Below are 20250 nucleotides of genomic sequence, written 5' to 3'. Positions count from 1 at the left end.
TAGTAAGGAATAACTAACAACTTATGGCGATGAACAAAACGCTGCTAGCAACGCTGCTTGCAACCAGCCTGTCCGCTCAAGCTTCAGAGAGCTTTGTGGTACAGGATATTCAGATCGAAGGATTGCAACGCGTAGCGCTTGGTGCGGCGCTGTTAAACATGCCTGTAAGGGTCGGAGATGAGATTGATCAACAAGACATTGCTGAGATCATTCGTTCTCTTTACGCCTCAGGTAACTTCGAAGATATCCAAGTTCTGCGTGAAAACGATGTATTGATTGCTCGTGTTACTGAGCGTCCAACGATCGCCAGTATCTCTTTCTCAGGCAACAGCGCGATTAAAGATGAGCAGTTGGAACAAAACCTTGATGCTTCAAGCGTACGTAAGGGTGAGGCGCTTGATCGCACCACGCTATCGTCGATTGAAAAGGGGCTCGAGGATTTTTATTACAGTGTCGGTAAATACAACGCTCAAGTACAAGCGGTTGTTACGCCCCTGCCACGTAACCGTGCAGACCTGAAATTTGTCTTTACTGAGGGTGTTTCGGCGAAGATCGAACAAATTAACTTCCTTGGTAACGAAGCCTTTAGTGACCAAGAGCTCCTTAATCGTTTTAACCTCAATGTGAATGTGGCTTGGTGGAACTTTCTGGCTGACGACAAGTACCAAAAGCAGGTCCTTGCCGGCGACCTTGAGGCGTTGCGTTCGTTCTATTACGACCGTGGTTATCTCAAGTTCCAGCTTGATTCAACCCAAGTCGCTATCTCTCCTGATAAGAAGGGCGTTTATATCACCCTAGGCTTGGACGAGGGCGAACCTTATACCATCGACCAAGTCAAGTTCCGCGGTGATTTGATTGGCAAACAGGCAGAATTTAACGCCTTAGTGCCATTTAAACCAGGGGATACCTACAACGGTTCTGAGGTTACGCGCCTTGAGGAAGGAATAAAGCGTATCCTTGGTGAGGCAGGCTATGCCTACCCTCAGGTAACGACCATGCCTGAGTTTGATGATGAGAATCAGCAGGTATCTCTTGTGGTGAACGTTGAGTCGGGTAACCGCATTTATGTGCGAGACATTCGCTTTACCGGCAACAACTCCACCAAAGATGAAGTGTTGCGCCGTGAGATGCGTCAAATGGAGGGCAGCTGGCTGAACTCCCAGTCGATCGAGACCGGTAAAAACCGTCTTAACCGTCTTGGCTTCTTCGAGACGGTCGATGTACAAACCGTGCGCGTGCCTGGCAGTGAGGATCAGGTTGACTTGGTGTACAACGTCAAGGAAGCCAACTCAGGTAGCATCAACTTTGGTGTCGGCTACGGTACCGAGTCGGGTGTCAGCTTCCAGGTAGGTTTGCAGCAGGATAACTTCTTGGGCACAGGTAACCGTGTCGGTGTCAGCGCGATGATGAATGACTATCAGAAGAACGTTAGCCTAGATTACCGCGACCCGTACTGGAACCTCGATGGGGTCAGCTTGGCCGGTTCAATCTTCTACAACGAGTTTGAGGCGTCTGAAGCGGGTATTATCGACTATACCAACGAAAGTTACGGTACCTCGGTGACTTGGGGTTTCCCATTTGACGAACTGAACCGTTTTGAGTTTGGTGTTGGCTATACCCACAACAACATCGGTAATGTACCGACCTATGACCAGGCGCAGCGCTTTGCGCGCAGTATCGGTCAGGGGGATCAAAACGAACTGCGTACCGATGATTTTGACGTCAACCTATCTTGGACGCGTAATAACCTCAACCGAGGCTTTTTCCCAACCGCCGGTAACCATCAGCGTGCCTTTGTCAAAGTGACTGTACCGGGCTCGGATGCGAAGTACTTTAAGGCTCAGTATGATGTCCGTCAGTACTTCCCATTGACAGAGAAGCATGATTTTTCTCTCTTGATGCGTGGTCGACTTGGCTACGGTAACGGCTATGGTACAACGGGCGACAGCGATAACATCTTGCCGTTCTACGAGAACTACTACGCGGGTGGTTTCACCACGCTGCGTGGCTTCCGTTCTAATACCGCTGGTCCACGTGCCGTGTACAGCAACTTCAACGGCTCATGTGGTAACAATGGCTGTGTTACCGCAACCGATGATTCGGTGGGTGGTAACGCGATCGCGCTGGCGAGCCTTGAGCTGATTGTACCAACGCCATTCGCCTCTGATGAGATGCGCGGTCAACTGCGCACCAGTGTCTTTGTCGATGCGGCCAGTGTGTGGGACACCGAGTTCTTCTATGACTCTACAGTGAGTGAGCGTTACTACTACGATTATTCTGACTGGACCAACTACCGTGCTTCGTACGGTGTGGCTCTGCAATGGATGTCGCCGATGGGGCCTTTGGTCTTCTCATTAGCTAAGCCGTTGAAAGACTTTGATGGCGATGATGACGAATTCTTTACTTTCACCATTGGACGCACCTTCTAAAACTCGATAGTCTGGTGACAGGCTATCGTTCGACTCCTGTGCAGCCTTTTCGGTTTTCTTGTTGCTAGGCTGCGCATCTAACCCTATTGAGGATGAAATTTTGAAATCTATGATCAAAGCGGCTGGTTTAAGCCTTGTAGTACTGAGCTCTTCTTTTTTCGCCCATGCTGCTGAGGCCGCGCAAAAGGTGGGTTACATCAACACCGCACAGGTTTTCCAAGCACTGCCACAGCGTGAGGCGGTTCTCCAGCAATTACAAAATGAGTTCAAAGACAAAGCCGATGAGCTTAAATCGATTGAAGCCAAAGCGCGCACTCAGGTTGAGAAACTGCAGCGCGATGGCGAGCTAATGAGCCAAGAGCAAATCGAGCAGGCGCGCATGGAGATCGCGCAGCTTGAAAACGAATTCCGCCTCAAGGGTCAGTCTCTTGAGCAGGCGTCTGCGCGTCGTGAAGCAGAAGAGCAGCAAAAACTGTTTATTCTAATCCAAGATGCAGTAGAGAAAGTGGCAGAGCAAGATGGCTACGATATGATCATCGACATTCAAGCCGTGTCTTACGCTAAGCCAGAATTTAACATTTCAGAAAAAGTGATTTCAGCGATCAAATAATTGATGATGACGACATTGACTCTAGAACAACTTGCCCAGATCACGGGCGGCACTCTGCACGGAGACAGCAGCGCAGTAGTGTCTCAAGTCGCGCCAATGGACAAGGCTCTGGAGGGTCAGGTGACCTTCCTTTCAAACCCAAAGTACGCCAAACACCTCACAGAATGCCAGGCAACGGTGATCATGGTTAAAGAGGCGCAGTTGGCGCTTTGTCCAGGCAATGCCTTGGTGGTGGATGATCCTTATATTGCGTTTGCTAAGGTGACTCAATCACTGGATACCACGCCTGCAGCGGCGAATCAGATTGCGCCATCAGCGGTGATTGCTGATGATGTTTTGCTTGGTGACAATGTTTCGGTGGGGGCAAATGCCGTTATCGAATCAGGGGCGGTTCTAGGTGACAATGTCGTAATTGGTGCTGGCTGTTTTATCGGCCAAGGCGCCAAGCTGGGGAGTAACACCCAGTTGTGGTCAAATGTGAGCATCTATCATCGGGTTGAGATTGGCAGCGATTGCTTGGTTCAAGCCAATACGGTGATCGGGGCGGATGGTTTCGGTTATGCCAATGATAAGGGTGAGTGGGTTAAGATCCCGCAGCTCGGCACTGTGCGTATTGGTAATCGGGTCGAAATCGGTGCCTGTACCACGATTGACCGTGGTGCCTTGGATGACACCATAATCGAGGACAATGTTATCCTTGATAACCAAATTCAAATCGCGCATAACGTGCACATCGGATATGGTACGGCGATGGCTGGTGGTACAGTAGTGGCCGGCAGTACCACGATTGGCAAATACTGTGTAATTGGCGGCGCGTCGGTGATTAATGGCCACATTAATATTGCCGATGGCGTAACCATTACCGGCATGGGTATGGTCATGCGCAGCATCGAGGAGAAGGGCATGTACTCCTCCGGTATTCCGCTGCAACCCAATCGAGAGTGGCGCAAAACCGCGACCCGTGTACACCGAATCGATGACATGAACAAACGCTTGAAGGCGGTCGAGAAAAAGCTCGAGTCTGAGTAACCGCCGTCTCGTGCCCAGTTGCTTTTTAGCGAGTGGAGTGTGCATCAGGCAAAACACTGTAAAGACTCGCATCTCGCGAGTCTTTTTCTTCGTTTCAACTATCTCTGACTCTGGATGGAGTTGGACACCTTGGCTTGGCGAGTCTTTTTGTATGCCCGTTGCTTATCGTCAGCAACCACCTGAGGGTGCGGCGTATTTATTGACTATTTTGACATTTGCCAAGTGCAGCCCCAAGGGGCTTGGGTATAATATTAAGAATTAAATTAGTAAGGATTAGGACTGTGACTACAGAAAATAAAACGATGAACATTACTGAGATTCAAGAGCTATTGCCTCATCGTTACCCGTTTTTGATGATCGACCGAGTGGTAGATTTTGAAGAAGAGAAATTCCTGAAGGCGATCAAGAACGTTTCGGTCAACGAGCCACAGTTTACTGGTCACTTTCCACAACTGCCGGTTTTTCCTGGCGTGATGATCCTAGAGGCGATGGCACAGGCGACGGGTCTTTTGGCGTTTAAATCGTTTGGCGCGCCGCAAGGTAACGAACTGTACTACTTTGCGAGTGTTGATAATGCAAAATTCCGTAAGCCAGTAACACCAGGCGATCAGTTGGTCATTGAAGTAGAATTTCTTAAAGAGCGTCGCGGCATCGCAGCCTTTAATGGCGTAGCCAAGGTAGACGGCGAGGTTGTGTGCTCAGCTGAACTAAAATGTGCACGTAGAGAGTTTTAATATGATCCATGAATCGGCTCAAATCCATCCGGCAGCAGTTGTCGAAGAGGGTGCTAAGATTGGTGCCAACACCACGGTTGGACCTTTCACCTACATCACCAAAGATGTGGTTATTGGTGAAGGCAATGAGATCATGTCGCATGTGGTGATCAAGGGACATACTACCATCGGTGATGACAACCGTATCTTCCCACAAGCGGTTATTGGTGAAGAGAACCAAGACAAGAAGTACGGTGGTGAAGACACCACGGTTGTGGTGGGCTCACGTAACGTGATTCGTGAGAGCGTACAGATCCATCGTGGCACGGTACAAGACAAGAGCACCACGGTGATCGGTGATGATAACCTGTTGTGTGTCAATGCTCACATTGCCCACGATGTGATTGTCGGTAACCACACCCATATCGGTAACAACTCCATCCTTGGCGGTCATGTGACCGTTGGCGATTACGCGGGTGTGATGGCCCTTTCGGCTATCCATCCATTTTGTAGTGTTGGCGCTTATGCCTACATTGGTGGCTGTTCTGCAGTGGTTCAGGATGTATTACCGTACGTACTGGCTCAAGGCAATCACGCGACGCCATTTGGTCTTAACTTAGTGGGGCTAAAACGTAATGGTTTTGAGCGCGCTGAGCTGCGTGCACTGCAGAACGCTTACAAAGAGATTTATCGTTCAGGTAAGTCGTTGGATGAAGCGAAAGCAGCCCTAGCAGAAATGGCACAAGAGTGGCCAGCGGTTCAGCCAATGTGTGACATGTTAGAGCAGTCTGAGCGTGGTATCATTCGTTAATCAACGCTTGCGGTGGTTAGCAAAAGATCGCCCCCGTGGCGGTCTTTTTTCATTTTAAGGAACAGAAAGTTATGGCCAGACCATTGCGGGTTGGAATAGTCGCAGGCGAGTTATCCGGGGATACGCTTGGTGAGGGCTTGATGGCTGAGATCAAGCGTGTCTATCCAGATGCAGAATTTGTCGGTATCGGCGGACCGAAGATGATCGCTCAAGGCTGTCAGTCGCTGTTTGATATGGAAGAGTTGGCGGTGATGGGGCTGGTCGAGGTGCTTGGGCGCTTGAGGCGCTTACTGCATGTCAAGGCCGAGCTGGTCAAACATTTTACCGCTAATCCACCGGATGTGTTTATCGGTATCGATGCGCCCGACTTTAATCTGCGTCTTGAGCGTGACCTTAAACATGCTGGGATCACCACGGTCCATTACGTTAGTCCCTCAGTATGGGCCTGGCGACAAAATCGCATTCATGGCATTGCCAAGGCTACCGATTTGGTGCTGGCGTTTCTGCCTTTCGAGAAGGCGTTCTATGATCGCTTCAATGTGCCTTGTGAGTTTATCGGTCATACTTTAGCTGATGCGATCCCGCTTGAATCGGATCAGCTAGCCGCGCGTCAAGAACTGGGTCTTGCCAGTGACAAGCGCTGGTTAGCGGTGTTACCAGGCAGTCGTGGGGGCGAGCTGGCAATGCTGGCTGAGCCGTTTATTGAGACATGTAAGCGCCTCCATCAGGATGATCCAACGCTTGGCTTTGTTGTGGCGCTGGTGAATGACAAGCGCCGTGCTCAGTTTGAACAGGCTTGGCAGCAAGTCGCGCCTGAGCTGGATTTTACTTTGGTCAATGATACCGCGCGCACGGTGATCACAGCCTCCGATGCCGTTATGCTTGCATCGGGCACCGTGGCGCTTGAGTGTATGCTAGTCAAAAGACCTATGGTGGTGGGTTATAAAGTGAATGCCATCACCGCCTTTTTGGCCAAGCGCATGCTTAAGACCAAATACGTCTCTTTGCCAAACATATTAGCGGATGAGCCCTTGGTGACGGAGCTGTTGCAAGAGGAGTGCAGCGTGGACAATCTCTATCGTGAGGTCAAGGCGTTGCTCGAGGGCGATAATCAGAAGGTACTAGATAAATTTACCCAGATGCATCAGTGGATTCGCAAGGGTGCAGACAAACAGGCAGCGGACGCCGTACTTAAATTAATAAATAGAGGTTAATTATGGCGGCAAGTAAAGCGTTAGAGCTCCCAGAATTTGAATACCCTGCAGGCTATCAGCTGGTTGCAGGTGTTGATGAGGTAGGCCGTGGCCCGCTGGTCGGCGATGTGGTCACCGCAGCGGTGATCCTTGACCCGAATAACCCAATTGAAGGGCTGAACGACTCAAAAAAACTCTCGGAAAAGAAGCGCCTTGCGCTGCTGCCTGAGATAAAACAGAAAGCGCTGGCATGGTCTGTAGGACGTTGCTCTCCAGAGGAGATCGACGAGCTTAATATCCTGCAAGCGACCATGGTTGCCATGCAGCGTGCGATTGCAGGCTTGTCGGTTCAACCTGACCTTGCGCTGATTGATGGCAATCGCTGCCCAGAGCTGCCGATGGCGAGTCAAGCGGTGGTCAAGGGCGATTTGCGCGTCGCAGAAATCAGTGCTGCGTCGATTATCGCTAAAGTCGTACGTGACCAAGAGATGGAAGCGCTGGATAAGCTTCACCCACAGTTTGGCTTTGCTCAGCACAAGGGCTACCCAACCAAGGCACACTTTGCCGCTATAGAGCAGCACGGGGTGATTGAGCAACATCGTAAGAGCTTTAAACCGGTTAAGCGCGCCCTTGGCCTAGAGTAGAAAAAATATGGCCAAACTGGGTGGAAATTGCAGCAGTTGGCGTGAATCAAGCATAGATATTGAATGAAATTGCGTTAGAATTTCATGAGCATCGATCCAAGATAGACAGTAACCGGACCGTTTAATGGCAGACCCAAAGTTTATACACCTTCGCATTCATAGTGACTTTTCCATGGTGGATGGAATTAACAAAGTCCCACCCTTGGTGAGTAAAGTCGCTGAGCTTGGCATGCCAGCGATGGCATTGACTGACTTCACCAACTTATGTGGGTTGGTAAAATTTTATGGCAATGCGCACGGCAAAGGTATCAAGCCGATCATCGGTGCTGACTTTGCGGTTCAGTCAGAGGAGTTTGGCGATGAGTTGACGTCACTCACGGTCCTCGCTGCCGACAACGAAGGCTACAAGAATCTCACCATCTTGATTTCAGAAGCGTACCTGCGCGGTCATGTTCAGCATAAGCCGGTGTTGGATAAGGCGTGGCTTGCCAAGTATGCGAAGGGTTTGATTTTGCTCTCTGGCGGTAAAGAGGGCGAGATCGGTCGAGCGCTGCTCAAGGGCAACCAAGCACTGGCTGCGCAATGTGCTGAGTTTTATCAGCAGCATTTTGCCGACCGCTTTTACCTTGAGCTGACGCGCACCGGTCGCGCCGATGAAGAGAGTTACCTGCACTTCGCCCTAGAGTTCGCCGAGCACCATCAGCTGCCTGTTGTTGCCACCAACGATGTGGTGTTTATCGACCAAGATTTGTTTGATGCGCATGAGATTCGCGTGGCCATCCATGATGGCTACACCTTAGATGATCCGCGTCGACCAAAAAACTACAGCCCACAACAGTACCTGCGTAGCGAGCAGGAAATGTGCGAGCTGTTTGCCGATATTCCAGAGGCGCTGGAGAACAGTGTCGAGATTGCCAAGCGTTGTAATGTCACGGTGCGCCTTGGCGAGTACTTCCTACCTGAGTTCCCAACCGAGGGCATGCTGGAAACCGACTTCTTGGTGAAAAAGTCGCAAGAGGGGCTAGAAGAGCGCCTTGAGTTTCTGTTCCCCGATCCACAGGTGCGATTGGAAAAGCGTCCTGAGTACGATGAACGCCTGGAGATTGAACTGCAGGTGATCAACCAGATGGGGTTCCCTGGTTACTTCCTGATCGTAATGGAGTTTATTCAGTGGTCTAAGGATAATGATATTCCGGTTGGCCCTGGGCGTGGCTCGGGTGCGGGCTCGTTGGTGGCTTACGCACTGAAAATTACTGACTTGGACCCACTTGAATACGACCTGCTGTTTGAGCGCTTTTTGAACCCAGAACGTGTCTCGATGCCCGATTTTGATGTCGACTTCTGTATGGATAAGCGTGATCAGGTGATTGACCACGTCGCCGAAATGTACGGTCGTGACGCGGTATCGCAGATCATCACCTTTGGTACCATGGCGGCCAAGGCGGTGATCCGTGATGTTGGCCGTGTGCTGGGTCATCCATTTGGCTTTGTCGATCGCATCTCGAAACTGATCCCACCTGATCCTGGTATGACGCTGGAAAAAGCTTTCAAGGCTGAACCGGCGCTGCCTGAGCTCTATGAGCGCGATGAGGAGGTTAAAGACCTGATTGATATGTGTCGTATTCTTGAAGGGTGCACACGTAACGCAGGTAAACACGCCGGGGGCGTGGTGATCTCACCCACCACGATCACCGATTTTGCGCCGATTTATGCCGATGCTGAGGGTCACTTCCCGGTTACTCAGTTCGATAAGAACGATGTAGAGACCGCAGGCCTGGTCAAGTTTGACTTCTTGGGCCTAAGAACCCTAACCATCATTGACTGGGCGCTCGGCCTTATCAACCCACGCCTTGAGCGAGAGGGGATTGAGCCGGTGCGGATTGAGTCGATTCCACTGGAGGATGAGGCATCGTTCCGCCTTTTGCAGAACTCGGAGACGACGGCGGTATTCCAGCTTGAATCGCGCGGGATGAAAGAGCTGATCAAGCGCCTGCAGCCAGACTGTTTTGAGGACATCATCGCACTGGTTGCGCTCTTCCGTCCTGGTCCACTTCAGTCAGGCATGGTAGATAACTTCATTGACCGTAAGCATGGTCGTGAGGCGATCTCTTACCCAGACGAAAAATGGCAGCACGAGTCGCTCAAAGAGATCCTTGACCCGACCTACGGCATCATCTTGTACCAAGAGCAGGTAATGCAGATTGCCCAGGTCCTATCTGGCTATACCTTGGGTGGTGCAGATATGCTGCGCCGTGCAATGGGTAAGAAAAAACCAGAAGAGATGGCCAAACAGCGTGCAACGTTTGAGGATGGCGCGGTTAAGAATGGCGTAGACGGCGAGTTGGCGATGAAAATCTTCGACTTGGTGGAGAAGTTCGCCGGCTACGGCTTTAACAAATCTCACTCAGCTGCTTATGCTCTGGTTTCCTATCAAACCCTGTGGCTTAAAACCCACTACCCGGCGGAGTTTATGGCGGCGGTAATGACCGCTGATATGGACAACACCGAGAAGGTGGTTGGTCTGGTGGATGAATGTTTGCGCATGAAGCTGACGGTATTGCCACCAGATATTAACTCGGGCTTATATCGCTTTAACGTCGATGAAAAAGGCGCAATTGTTTACGGTATTGGGGCGATCAAAGGGGTTGGTGAGGGGCCGATTGACGCTATCTTAGAAGCGCGAGAAAAAGACGGTCACTTTAAAGATCTGTTTGATTTCTGTGCACGGATTGATCTTAAAAAGGTCAATAAGCGCGTGATTGAGAAGCTGATCTATGCAGGCGCGCTAGACCGCTTAGGCCCGCATCGTGCCGCTTTGATGGCATCGCTGGATGACGCGGTTAAGGCGGCGGCGCAGCACCACCAAGCTGAGGCGTTTGGTCAGAGTGATATGTTTGGCGTGTTAACTGACGCGCCTGATGAGGTTGAGCACAAATACACACAAGTTCCACCATGGCCTGAAAAGGTCTGGCTTGAGGGTGAGCGTAGTACCCTAGGGCTATATTTGACCGGCCACCCAGTCAATGAGTACCTCAAAGAGCTAGGTAAGTACACCAGTTGCCGACTCAAAGATGCCACCCCAACCCGTCGCGACCAGAGCGTGACCGTAGCAGGACTGGTTATCGCCTCACGTGTGATGACCACCAAGCGCGGGACCCGTATCGGGATTATGACTCTTGATGATCGAAGTGGTCGGATGGAGGTGATGCTGTTCTCTGATGCGCTTGAAAAGTATGCTGATTTATTGGAACAAGACAAAATTTTGGTGGTTTCTGGACAGGTCAGCTTTGATGACTTCAACGGTGGACTTAAAATGTCTGCGCGCGAGGTTATGGACCTGGGGTCGGCGCGTGAGAAGTACGCCCGTGGTCTGTCCATTTCTATTAACCAATCACAGATCAATGACACATTTTTTGAGCGCTTTAGCCAGATATTAGAACCACATAGGGCCGGTACAGTGCCAGTCCATGTATACTATCAGCGGTCTGATGCACGTGCGCGTATTACCATGGGCACCCAATGGCGTGTGACCCCAAGTGATACCTTACTAGACGAATTAAAACAGCTACTTGGTAAGCACCAGGTAGAACTCGAATTTCACTAACCTCGACTGTCACGGATAACGTTGCGGTAAATCGAGTAAACAAGGATCTATAGATGAGCCTAACTTTTTTAGAATTTGAAAAGCCGATTGCAGAATTAGAAGCCAAGATTGAAGCTCTGCGTGATGTCACTCGTCACGGCGGCGAGAGCGCTGTGGACCTAGATAAAGAGATCCAACAGCTTGAAAAGAAGAGCTTAGAACTCAAGCAAAAGACTTTTAGCGACTTGACTGCTTGGCAGACAGCGCAGTTGGCTCGCCACCCACAGCGTCCCTACACGCTAGACTATATCGAGCATATCTTCACTGAGTTCGATGAGCTTGCAGGCGATCGCGCCTACGCCGACGACAAAGCGATTGTTGGCGGTATTGCACGATTAGAGGGGCGACCTGTGATGGTGATTGGGCATCAGAAGGGACGTGAAACCAAGGATAAGGTGAAACGTAACTTTGGTATGCCGAAACCAGAGGGCTACCGCAAGGCGTTGCGCTTAATGCAAATGGCTGAGCGTTTTAACATGCCGATCATTACCTTTATTGACACCGCAGGTGCTTACCCTGGGGTTGGCGCTGAAGAGCGTGGTCAATCAGAGGCGATTGCCACTAACCTGAAGGTAATGGCGGGTTTGAAAGTGCCAGTGATTTGTAACGTCGTTGGTGAAGGTGGCTCAGGCGGCGCACTGGCTATTGGTGTGGGTGATTACGTGAATATGCTGCAGTACTCGACTTATTCGGTGATCTCCCCAGAGGGTTGTGCATCGATTTTGTGGCGTGATGCAGAGAAAGCCCCTCAGGCCGCAGAGGCGATGGGACTGACCGCGCCGCGTCTGAAAGAGCTTGAGTTGATTGATAATATTATCGAGGAGCCACTTGGCGGCGCGCATCGTGATTATCCGGCGGTTGCTGAGGCGATGAAATCGCAGTTGCTTGCACAGCTGGCTGAGCTGGAGCAATTTGATAATGAGTCACTACTTGAGCGTCGCTACCAGCGCTTGATGAGCTACGGCTACTGTTAAGCACATTGTGACAGAACACAAGGGTTGGCTAAGGCCAGCCCTTTTTTTTGAATGAGATGAATAACCATGAGTAACGTTGAGGCGGTGTTTGACGCCGATATGCAGCCCCATATTCAATCGGATAGCCAGTTGCTGGTGGCACTCAGCGGTGGGCTTGATTCGGTGGTTCTATTGCATTTGTGCGCGCGGCTTGCACAGCGGCTTGGCATCCAATGTCGGGCCTTGCATGTGCATCATGGCCTGAGCGCCAATGCCGATCACTGGGCGCAGCAGTGTCAGCGTCTCTGTGCCGAGTTGGCTGTCGAGCTAACTGTTGCGCATGTGCAACTTGATACCTCTCAAGGACAGAGCATCGAACAGCTTGCTCGCGACGCTCGCTACCAGGCGCTGCGTGCTCAGGTCACGCCGCAAACCCTAGTGGTTACCGGACAGCATGGGGATGATCAGCTTGAGACCTTGTTACTGGCGCTCAAGCGCGGCAGCGGCCCGAAAGGACTGGCCTCAATGCCAAGCATGATGCCTTTTGCCAGTGGTTGGTTAGTGCGGCCCTTATTGGCCCTCTCACGTGAGGCACTGCACGATTACGCCCAGAGCCAGGCTTTGAGTTGGGTTGAGGATGAAAGCAATCAAGATGTTCGCTTTGATCGCAACTTTTTACGTCATCAAATTACGCCGATCCTTAAACAGCGATGGCCTGGAATCCTTGAGGCCAGTGCGCGTTCGGCAAGGCTGTGCGCAGAGCAAGAAGCGTTGATCGATGAGTTGCTTGGTGAGCAACTGACCGCTGACTGCAATGAATTTGGCGGCCTGATGCTTCCCCCAATCATCAATAAGAGCCGAGCGTATCAAAATCGCCTGCTGCGAATGTGGTTGGAAGCTTGTGGTGAGCGCATGCCAAGTGAGGCACAAATGGATCAGCTTTGGCATTCGGTTGCTTGTGCAGGCGTGGATGCTAACCCGGAGTTAAAGCTCTCAAAGGGCACGGTGAGGCGCTTTCAGGGGGCTCTGTATTGGGTGCAAGTCACTGCCGATGTTAGCGACTGGAGCGCTCAATTGCAGCTCGAGCAACCAGTTATGTTGCCGGATAATCTAGGTCAGCTAACGCTCGCCCGCAGTCAACTTGGGTCATTGCGCGTCCCCGATGCAACCGAGCAATGGCGCATTACCTTTGACCCTACAGGTCTGAGCGCGCATCCGCAGGAGCGTGGTCATAGCCGTAAGCTAAAGAAACTCTTTCAAGAGTATGGCGTGCCGAGTTGGCAGCGCCGCCGTACGCCGATTGTGATGTGTGATCAGACGGTCGTGGCGGTGGCGGATCTGTTTATAGATAGGCATTTTGCGGGACAAGAGTGTGAGCTGATTTGGACAAAGTAATTAAACCCTTTGTCCGTTTGAGGGAAACGTCTTACTCTGAGACTTGCTCTGTGAGTGAATCGATGTTGCCGACTACGCCCACTCAGGCGGGGGTAGCCCAGGTATGAGGCCCAAGAGCGAGGTTTGATGACAGCCTAGTTCAAATAAATCTGCAACAATGCTGCATCTTGTTGAAGCACGGGTATATAATAACCCCAACCAAAATAGGCTCAAGGGACTAAAAATGAAAAAAATTGAAGCGATCATCAAGCCATTTAAACTTGATGATGTGCGTGAAGCACTAGCGGAAGTGGGGATCACGGGGATGACTGTTTCTGAGGTAAAAGGCTTTGGACGTCAAAAAGGTCACACTGAACTCTACCGCGGTGCCGAGTACATGGTGGATTTTCTGCCTAAAGTGAAATTGGAAATCGTGGTCGGCGCTGACGTGGTTGATCAGTGTGTTGATACCATTATTGAAACGGCACAAACGGGTAAGATTGGTGATGGTAAGATCTTTGTGACTGATATCGAGCGTATCGTGCGTATCCGTACCGGTGAAGAAGACGAGGAAGCGATCTAGCCGCTGAGTCCAGTTTGTCGGCAGATAAAGCCGTTGAAAAATTGACCATTTATTATCAAAGGGAGCGCGAGCTCCCTTTTTGTTTGTGCTAGGGTTAGTTGGTTATCAATTAAGACATTAGCTTTATGGGGGACATTGGGATTTGAAAATGATGTTTTTGCTCATTGTTGGCCTTGGTATTGCCAGCATGAGTTTTGAGTTGATCTTTACCGCGGCCGCAACGCCCAAGCTTGTGGTTCTTGATGCGCCTCAAGATGGACAGCACCAGTTACAGTGTTATCAAAACAACCAACCAGTGGCGCTTGATCGAGATGGTCAGCTAGAGGTACTAGTGTGGAATATCTACAAGCAAAACCGGGCCAATTGGCAAGCGAGCCTAGAGCGCTATAGTCAAGGCAGCGATCTAGTTTTGCTGCAAGAAGCCAGCTTGACTGATGAGTTGCGTCAATGGATCAACGCCAGTGATTGGAATGGTAATGCTGTTGATGCGTTTAAGGTGTTTGATACCTCTGCAGGGGTTTTGAACCTTGCACGAGAACTGCCTTCTCGGGCTTGCGCCTATATCGAGGTCGAACCTTGGTTGCGCCTGCCAAAATCTGGCTTGTATGCGACCTACCCATTGTCGGATGGCCGTGAATTAGCGGTGGTTAATATCCACGCGATTAACTTTACCTATGGGACCCATGAGTATCGTACTCAGATAGAGCGATTGACTGCAGAGCTGGAGTCCCACCCGGGGCCGGTCATATTAGGCGGAGATTTTAATAGCTGGAGTCAGGATCGGATGGCGGTGATGCAGGAGGCTGTTGAAAGAATGGGGTTGGTGGCGGCGACGTTTACGCCAGATGCGCGCACGGAATTTATTACCGGGCTGGCGCTTGATCATATCTATTATCGCGGGTTAACCCTAGAAAGCGCAGAGGCGCCTGAAACAGACGCCTCCGATCATAACCCGTTATTGGCTCGATTCCGACTTTAACCCAACAGCAGAATATACAGCGCCCAAATGGCATAGAAAGCAACCCAAGGAAGGGTGGCAATCACCAGCGCGGGGCCGCGCTCAAGCTGAGTCCAGGTGCCGAGTGCCGCGTAGCCAAGCACAATATACCATGGCATCAGCAGAGGAAAGGCACTACTAAACTGCGCCCAGCTGTGCCCTAGTGGCAGCTTGATCAGCCCATTAAGGCTGTTGAGGTCAGCGGCATAAATCATCACATCCCCGTGCTGGAGTAGCACACTCACGTAGCTGGCAAGATCACCGAGCACAGCCGGGAAGATCATCACGCTAGCGGCGGCAAACCATTTCCAGAAACCCAGTTGTAACTGGTTATTTTTAGTCGCGAGATTAAACCACATTGCGAGCATAATGATGGTCAGGGTGCGACCAAAGACATCACTGATGATCTCGCTTGCCATTAAGGTGTTAGCATCGATTTGCGCGATCTGCTCAGGCGTCGCGTTGGGTAACTGGCTAACCAGAACCTGACGCATCGCCTCGAAGTCGGCCAAGTCGAAGTATGCGCCCCAAAACAGGAAGGGGCTCAAAATCAAGAAAATGTAAGGTTGCCAACCCCAAGCCCCGCGTTGATAAAGCGCGAGAAAGCAGGCCGATGGTGCACGGAAGATATCTAACAGCATCACCAGCGGGTTGCTTGATGGGCTCATACACTCACCTTAGTCACATCGACATACAGGGTCAGGCGCTGGCCTGGTTGGAGGTATTTCTCGCCATGAAGGTTGTTCCATTTCACCACGTCGCTGCTTCTAACTTTGAAGCGGCTAGCAATACCACTGATGGTATCGCCCGAGCGCACGTTGTACACCACAGTGCGGATAATAGCGCCTTCTTTACCGTCCTTCCAAACCACCAGATTTTGACCTACTCGCAGCGTGTCATTTGGCGCCATACCATTCCACTGGGCGAGCGAGCGGTAGGAGACCTTGTGCTGGCGTGCAATGGTCCATAGGCTCTCACCACTTTTCACAACGTGATCGATCTTATACTGACCACGTGACTGCGACTGAGTGCTACGCAGGCGGTTATTCGCGGTCAATTGATACTCTTGCTCATCTTTGACTGAATTTGGCACCATTAGGTACTGGCCGATACGGATGTTGTTGTCGCTCAGACCATTCGCCGTACGGATCACGCTGGTGGTGGTATTGTGGCGCTGAGCGATCACGCTCAGGCTATCACCAGATTGAACTTGGTAGCGTACCAGACGCACACCTTTACCACGGTTCTCATCTAGGCTCTGCTCGAACTGCGCGACAGCGCTGGTCGGTAGTAGCAGTTTGTGATGCTCTTCTGGTGCGGTTGACCATTGGTTGTAGGCTGGGTTCAGGCTTTGCAGCTGCTTAACACTGATACCTGCATACTCAGCAGCGACCGCGAGATCAAGCTGCTCTTTTGGGTCAACAAGGGTAACGACTTTTTGGTTCGGGATCGCCGGGATCTCAATGCCGTATTTTTCTTGGTTAGCGATCACGTCAGCTAACGCAAGTAGTTTCGGTACATAGCCGCTGGTCTCTTTAGGCAGATCCAAAGAGAAGAAGTCGGTTGGCTTGCCGGCATTGCGGTTTTGACGGATGGCGCTATTCAGGCGACCACCGCCGCTGTTGTAGGCTGCAATTGCGTGGCTCCAATCACCAAAGCGTCGGTGTTGTTGGGCGAGGTAATTCAAGGCTGCGTCAGTCGATGCCGCCACATCACGGCGACCGTCGTACCAGAAGTTTTGTTCCAGGCCCATTGCTTTGCCCGTTGCAGGTACAAACTGCCACAGACCTGCAGCACGACCGTGTGAGTAAGCAAACGCATCAAAAGAGCTTTCGACGATCGGCAAAAGTGCCAATTCTAGTGGCAGACCGCGCTCTTCAATCTTTTCGACGATAAGGTGCATAAACGGCTGGGCACGTTGAGAGACGGTTCTCAGGTGACTTGGGTGCTTAAGGTACCAAGTACGGTAGTAGTTAACCGTCTTATGGTCAGGGACCTCCATCTCAAATTGCATTGCCATCCGCTGCCACACGTCCTCTTGGGATTGAGGGGTAATAACAGGCTCTGGCTGCTTCTCCTCAGCGATAGCTTCAGTCTCTAAAGCATCGGTCTCATCATCTTGTGCCGATGATGGAGTGACTTCGTCACTTGAGGATGTGGACGACTCCACTGATTGGCTCACGTCGTCTTGAGGTTTTTGTTGCTTTTGTGAGTCAGAGTCAGTAGAGGGAGCGAGCTGGCAACCAACCAGAATCGTTCCCAATAGACCACTAATGAGTATTCGCATGGATACAGCCTTTTAGAAAAACGGCTGCAAATGATACTTTCGTCACTCCCTTCTAGGCAAGTGAATGATTGTCAAAATTCATTTTTCCACTCACGCAGCGCGGTAAAAACCGCCAACGGCGTACTGGTAGGTGTGCGATTTATCACAGATTTTATCACGCTGTCCTCTTCAAGGCGCAGGAAGGGATTGATGCGTTTTTCTTGCTCTATAGTGCTTGGCAGTGTTGGTCGCTCTAGCCCGCGCAGACGAATAACCTCGTCACGATAGCTTAAAAGGTGTGGGTTCTCTGGCTCAACAGCGAGGGCAAAGGCGATATTGCTTAAGGTATATTCATGGGCACAGTAGACCTCGGTTTCACCCGGCAGTTGAGCAAGCTTGTCTAAAGATTGCCACATCTGCTCCATGGTGCCCTCAAAGACTCGGCCACAGCCGGCGGAAAACAGCACATCACCACAGAACAATTTACCATCACCCACAACACCAATGTGGCCCGCGGTGTGGCCTGCAAGGTCAAGTACTAAGAAGCGCTCGCCGAACAGCTCAAATTGGTCGCCACCCTGTAAGGTCTGGGTGACGGTTGGAATCGGTTCATTGAGCGGGCCAAGAACATCAACATTGGGAAATTGGCGTACTAGCTCAGCCACACCGCCAATATGGTCGTGGTGGTGGTGGGTAATCAGGATCACTTCAAGCTCGAGCTGGTGCTTGGTGAGGTAATCGAGCACCGGCTTTGCGTCACCGGGGTCAACCACCGCGCATCCAGCTTGGCTATTTTGAATAAGCCAGATGTAATTGTCGCTAAATGCAGGTATGCTTTTGACATGTAACATAGTTGAATCTCTAGATGACATGGGTTACGGATGAAGCCAGCGCGCAGTAAAAAGGAACTGAAACAGCCCAATACTTGGGACGAACTCCAAAATGGCCAATGGGTCCTCGAGTCCGTGCAGACCAGACTCGATGAATGGTGCCCAAAATTGTTTGGCTATCACTTACTTAAACTTGGTGGTCTCAGTAGTGAGCTTGCCAGTTGTCAGTGTAATATTCAACATCAAGTTACCCTTGATCGCGAAAATCCCTTGGCAAGTGTTATCGCTGATAATTTCGAGCTGCCGTTCATCGAAAAAAGCTTTGATGCAGTGATCTTAGCCCATCAACTAGACTTTTGTGATGACCCGCATCGCTTGCTGCGTGAGATAGACAGGGTGATGATGGATGACGGCTACTTAATCCTGACCGGCTTTAACCCGCTCAGTCTCACCGGGATCTCAAGCCTAATGCCGTGGCGCAAGAGAAATCTGCCTTGGAGCGGGCGCATGTTTACGCCATCAAGGATCAAAGATTGGCTTGGCGTACTGAATTACGAAGTGATTGAGTGCGACCGGTACGCCGTGTTTCCCTACCAGTATCACCGGCCGTTTTGGACTTGGCTTGAAAATAGCCTGGGGGATTGGTGTCGGCCAATTGGCAGCTTGTATTTCATCGTCGCCCGCAAGCGCACCTGTCCGCTTAAACCGATCAAACCTCATTGGCACCTGAAGCGGCGTTTATCGCCGCTGGTGAATTACTCCAAGGTCCGCTCAGACAAGTCTTCAACATAATCTATCAAGAGCGCTATTCGTCAAGAGCGTTATTCTTCAAGAGCGCTGTTCTTCAAGAGCGTTTGGCACGACGGAGTCTATGCCTGATAACCGGTGTCGATATCGGTTGGGTTTTCGGCTGCAGTACGCGCTAGCTCATCACATATCTCGTTCTCGCGATGACCCGCATGACCTTTTACCCACCGCCAGTCCACTTGGTGGCGCTGGGTTTCCTTGTCCAGTGCTTGCCAGAGGTCTGCGTTTTTGACCGGCTTTTTATCTGCCGTCTTCCAGCCACGCTTTTTCCAGTTATGGATCCACTGAGTAATACCCTGACGCACGTATTGGCTATCGGTGGTCAAAATTACCTGGCAAGGCTCTTTGAGAGTTTGTAAGGCCACCACCGCGGCGAGCATTTCCATGCGGTTATTTGTGGTGAGGGTGTAGCCTTTAGCGAGGTTTTTCTCGGTTTGTTTATAGCGCAGGACAATGCCGTATCCGCCAGGTCCTGGATTGCCGAGGCAAGAGCCGTCTGTGAAAATTTCCACGAGTTTAGTCATGATTTGGTACTATAGTTGTCAGCGTTTACTTAGAGAGACTGGGTTGGGCGTCAAATGCCCTTTGTTTACATAGTCTGACACACAAATTGATATGAATACCAGCGACAATTCCACGACAAATTCTACCCCGCATCGAATCGTGGTTCTCGATACCGAGACCACAGGTATGAACCGTGAGGGTGGTCCTCATTATGAGGGGCACCGCATTATTGAAATCGGTGCGGTTGAGATCATTAACCGTAAATTGACCGGGCGTCACTTCCACGTCTATCTCAAGCCAGATCGAGAGATCCAACCGGATGCGGTTGAGGTTCACGGTATCACTGATGAGTTCCTGCGTGACAAGCCGGATTACCACCAGATCCACCAGGAGTTTGTCGACTTTATCTCCGGTGCTGAGCTGGTGGCGCACAACGCGCCCTTCGACGTCGGCTTTATGGATCACGAGTTCCGCCTGCTCAATCCAGGCAATCGCAGCACCGATGAGCTGTGTAAGGTCACCGATACGCTCGCGATGGCCAAACGCATGCCAAATATGCCGGCGCGTAAAAACCTCGACTCTTTGGCCAAGCACTACACCATAGATACTTCCGCCCGTGTGCTGCACGGGGCATTGCTCGATGCGGAGATCCTGGCGGATGTGTATTTGGCCATGACCGGTGGTCAGACCGCACTGCAGTTTAACGCAGGCGCGAGCGAGGGGGCCGGTGGCGGTGAAGACATTCGTCGCGTTACAGCTCGAAAAGCGCTAAAGGTTGTGCGGGCTTCTGCCGATGAACTAGATGCCCACCAAGCTAGATTGGATCTAGTTGAAAAAGGTGGTACGTGTCTTTGGCGTCAGTAG

The 20250-nt window shown here is 51.1% G+C and carries 18 protein-coding genes; 14 read left to right on the top strand and 4 right to left on the bottom strand.

Features of this window, described 5'->3' with window-relative positions:
• The first annotated feature begins 23 nt into the window (after positions 1 to 23).
• From bamA to ACSTTG_RS02655, 12 genes are all read left to right on the top strand, one after another.
• The gene (gene bamA, locus ACSTTG_RS02710; RefSeq protein WP_438458891.1) at positions 24 to 2429 is read left to right on the top strand and encodes an outer membrane protein assembly factor BamA; all 2406 of its coding nucleotides are present in this window, start codon (positions 24 to 26) and stop codon (positions 2427 to 2429) included.
• 100 nt (positions 2430 to 2529) lie between these two features.
• Positions 2530 to 3039 (top strand): OmpH/Skp family outer membrane protein, encoded by a 510-nt coding sequence (locus ACSTTG_RS02705; protein ID WP_438458890.1) that lies wholly within the window; start codon positions 2530 to 2532, stop codon positions 3037 to 3039.
• A gap of 6 nt (positions 3040 to 3045) precedes the next feature.
• Positions 3046 to 4068, top strand: a complete 1023-nt coding sequence (lpxD, locus tag ACSTTG_RS02700; RefSeq protein ID WP_438458889.1) for a UDP-3-O-(3-hydroxymyristoyl)glucosamine N-acyltransferase — start codon at positions 3046 to 3048, stop codon at positions 4066 to 4068.
• Between the two features lie 281 nt (positions 4069 to 4349).
• Complete coding sequence (gene fabZ, locus ACSTTG_RS02695) at positions 4350 to 4802, top strand: 3-hydroxyacyl-ACP dehydratase FabZ (RefSeq protein WP_438458888.1); 453 nt, start codon at positions 4350 to 4352, stop codon at positions 4800 to 4802.
• A 1-nt stretch (position 4803) separates the two neighbouring features.
• Positions 4804 to 5592 carry an acyl-ACP--UDP-N-acetylglucosamine O-acyltransferase gene (gene lpxA, locus ACSTTG_RS02690; protein ID WP_438458887.1) on the top strand — a complete coding sequence of 263 codons (789 nt, stop codon included), beginning with the start codon at positions 4804 to 4806 and terminating at the stop codon, positions 5590 to 5592.
• Positions 5593 to 5663: 71 nt separating this feature from the next.
• Positions 5664 to 6806 (top strand): lipid-A-disaccharide synthase, encoded by a 1143-nt coding sequence (lpxB, locus tag ACSTTG_RS02685; RefSeq protein WP_438473714.1) that lies wholly within the window; start codon positions 5664 to 5666, stop codon positions 6804 to 6806.
• 2 nt (positions 6807 to 6808) lie between these two features.
• Entirely contained in the window at positions 6809 to 7429 is a 621-nt protein-coding gene (gene rnhB / locus ACSTTG_RS02680) for a ribonuclease HII (protein ID WP_438458885.1), read from the top strand.
• Between the two features lie 124 nt (positions 7430 to 7553).
• A complete protein-coding gene (gene dnaE, locus ACSTTG_RS02675) occupies positions 7554 to 11033 on the top strand; it encodes a DNA polymerase III subunit alpha (protein WP_438458884.1) in 3480 nt (1159 codons plus the stop codon).
• A gap of 53 nt (positions 11034 to 11086) precedes the next feature.
• Entirely contained in the window at positions 11087 to 12046 is a 960-nt protein-coding gene (gene accA / locus ACSTTG_RS02670) for an acetyl-CoA carboxylase carboxyl transferase subunit alpha (RefSeq protein WP_438458883.1), read from the top strand.
• A gap of 66 nt (positions 12047 to 12112) precedes the next feature.
• Complete coding sequence (gene tilS, locus ACSTTG_RS02665; protein WP_438458882.1) at positions 12113 to 13420, top strand: tRNA lysidine(34) synthetase TilS; 1308 nt, start codon at positions 12113 to 12115, stop codon at positions 13418 to 13420.
• Positions 13421 to 13643: 223 nt separating this feature from the next.
• The gene (glnB, locus tag ACSTTG_RS02660) at positions 13644 to 13982 is read left to right on the top strand and encodes a nitrogen regulatory protein P-II (protein ID WP_438458881.1); all 339 of its coding nucleotides are present in this window, start codon (positions 13644 to 13646) and stop codon (positions 13980 to 13982) included.
• 148 nt (positions 13983 to 14130) lie between these two features.
• A complete protein-coding gene (locus ACSTTG_RS02655) occupies positions 14131 to 14961 on the top strand; it encodes an endonuclease/exonuclease/phosphatase family protein (protein ID WP_438473713.1) in 831 nt (276 codons plus the stop codon).
• Here the strand turns inward: ACSTTG_RS02655 and ACSTTG_RS02650 are convergent.
• From ACSTTG_RS02650 to gloB, 3 genes are all read right to left on the bottom strand, one after another.
• A complete protein-coding gene (locus tag ACSTTG_RS02650; RefSeq protein WP_438473712.1) occupies positions 14958 to 15647 on the bottom strand; it encodes a YIP1 family protein in 690 nt (229 codons plus the stop codon). The genes ACSTTG_RS02655 and ACSTTG_RS02650 overlap by 4 nt on opposite strands.
• On the bottom strand, positions 15644 to 17266 hold the full coding sequence (locus tag ACSTTG_RS02645; protein ID WP_438473711.1) for a LysM peptidoglycan-binding domain-containing protein: 1623 nt from the start codon (positions 17264 to 17266) through the stop codon (positions 15644 to 15646). Before ACSTTG_RS02645 ends, ACSTTG_RS02650 begins: the two co-directional genes overlap by 4 nt.
• Before the next feature lie 71 nt (positions 17267 to 17337).
• Positions 17338 to 18096 carry a hydroxyacylglutathione hydrolase gene (gene gloB / locus ACSTTG_RS02640; RefSeq protein ID WP_438458877.1) on the bottom strand — a complete coding sequence of 253 codons (759 nt, stop codon included), beginning with the start codon at positions 18094 to 18096 and terminating at the stop codon, positions 17338 to 17340.
• 30 nt (positions 18097 to 18126) lie between these two features.
• On the opposite strand from gloB, the gene ACSTTG_RS02635 reads away from it, so the two are divergent.
• Positions 18127 to 18867: a class I SAM-dependent methyltransferase gene (locus ACSTTG_RS02635; protein WP_438458876.1), complete on the top strand. Its 741-nt coding sequence runs from the start codon at positions 18127 to 18129 to the stop codon at positions 18865 to 18867.
• 77 nt (positions 18868 to 18944) lie between these two features.
• Here the strand turns inward: ACSTTG_RS02635 and rnhA are convergent, their stop codons facing one another.
• Positions 18945 to 19406 carry a ribonuclease HI gene (rnhA, locus tag ACSTTG_RS02630; RefSeq protein WP_438458875.1) on the bottom strand — a complete coding sequence of 154 codons (462 nt, stop codon included), beginning with the start codon at positions 19404 to 19406 and terminating at the stop codon, positions 18945 to 18947.
• A 91-nt stretch (positions 19407 to 19497) separates the two neighbouring features.
• Between rnhA and dnaQ the strand changes: the two genes are divergently transcribed.
• The gene (gene dnaQ, locus ACSTTG_RS02625; RefSeq protein ID WP_438473710.1) at positions 19498 to 20250 is read left to right on the top strand and encodes a DNA polymerase III subunit epsilon; all 753 of its coding nucleotides are present in this window, start codon (positions 19498 to 19500) and stop codon (positions 20248 to 20250) included.

The sequence above is a fragment of the Vibrio glycogenivorans genome (genome assembly GCF_051660965.1).
In the GTDB taxonomy this organism is placed as follows: Bacteria; Pseudomonadota; Gammaproteobacteria; order Enterobacterales; family Vibrionaceae; genus Vibrio.
This window is presented reverse-complemented; position numbering and strand designations above follow the sequence as displayed.

Excerpts from the sequence above, each read along its gene's own strand:
- bamA (WP_438458891.1), top strand. The coding sequence starts at position 24 with ATGGCGATGAACAAAACGCTGCTAGCAACGCTGCTTGCAACCAGCCTG.
- lpxD (WP_438458889.1), top strand. The coding sequence starts at position 3,046 with ATGACGACATTGACTCTAGAACAACTTGCCCAGATCACGGGCGGCACT.
- lpxA (WP_438458887.1), top strand. The coding sequence starts at position 4,804 with ATGATCCATGAATCGGCTCAAATCCATCCGGCAGCAGTTGTCGAAGAG.
- lpxB (WP_438473714.1), top strand. The coding sequence starts at position 5,664 with ATGGCCAGACCATTGCGGGTTGGAATAGTCGCAGGCGAGTTATCCGGG.
- rnhB (WP_438458885.1), top strand. The coding sequence starts at position 6,809 with ATGGCGGCAAGTAAAGCGTTAGAGCTCCCAGAATTTGAATACCCTGCA.
- dnaE (WP_438458884.1), top strand. The coding sequence starts at position 7,554 with ATGGCAGACCCAAAGTTTATACACCTTCGCATTCATAGTGACTTTTCC.
- accA (WP_438458883.1), top strand. The coding sequence starts at position 11,087 with ATGAGCCTAACTTTTTTAGAATTTGAAAAGCCGATTGCAGAATTAGAA.
- tilS (WP_438458882.1), top strand. The coding sequence starts at position 12,113 with ATGAGTAACGTTGAGGCGGTGTTTGACGCCGATATGCAGCCCCATATT.
- glnB (WP_438458881.1), top strand. The coding sequence starts at position 13,644 with ATGAAAAAAATTGAAGCGATCATCAAGCCATTTAAACTTGATGATGTG.
- ACSTTG_RS02655 (WP_438473713.1), top strand. The coding sequence starts at position 14,131 with ATGATGTTTTTGCTCATTGTTGGCCTTGGTATTGCCAGCATGAGTTTT.
- ACSTTG_RS02650 (WP_438473712.1), bottom strand. The coding sequence starts at position 15,647 with ATGAGCCCATCAAGCAACCCGCTGGTGATGCTGTTAGATATCTTCCGT.
- ACSTTG_RS02645 (WP_438473711.1), bottom strand. The coding sequence starts at position 17,266 with ATGCGAATACTCATTAGTGGTCTATTGGGAACGATTCTGGTTGGTTGC.
- gloB (WP_438458877.1), bottom strand. The coding sequence starts at position 18,096 with ATGTTACATGTCAAAAGCATACCTGCATTTAGCGACAATTACATCTGG.
- ACSTTG_RS02635 (WP_438458876.1), top strand. The coding sequence starts at position 18,127 with ATGAAGCCAGCGCGCAGTAAAAAGGAACTGAAACAGCCCAATACTTGG.
- rnhA (WP_438458875.1), bottom strand. The coding sequence starts at position 19,406 with ATGACTAAACTCGTGGAAATTTTCACAGACGGCTCTTGCCTCGGCAAT.
- dnaQ (WP_438473710.1), top strand. The coding sequence starts at position 19,498 with ATGAATACCAGCGACAATTCCACGACAAATTCTACCCCGCATCGAATC.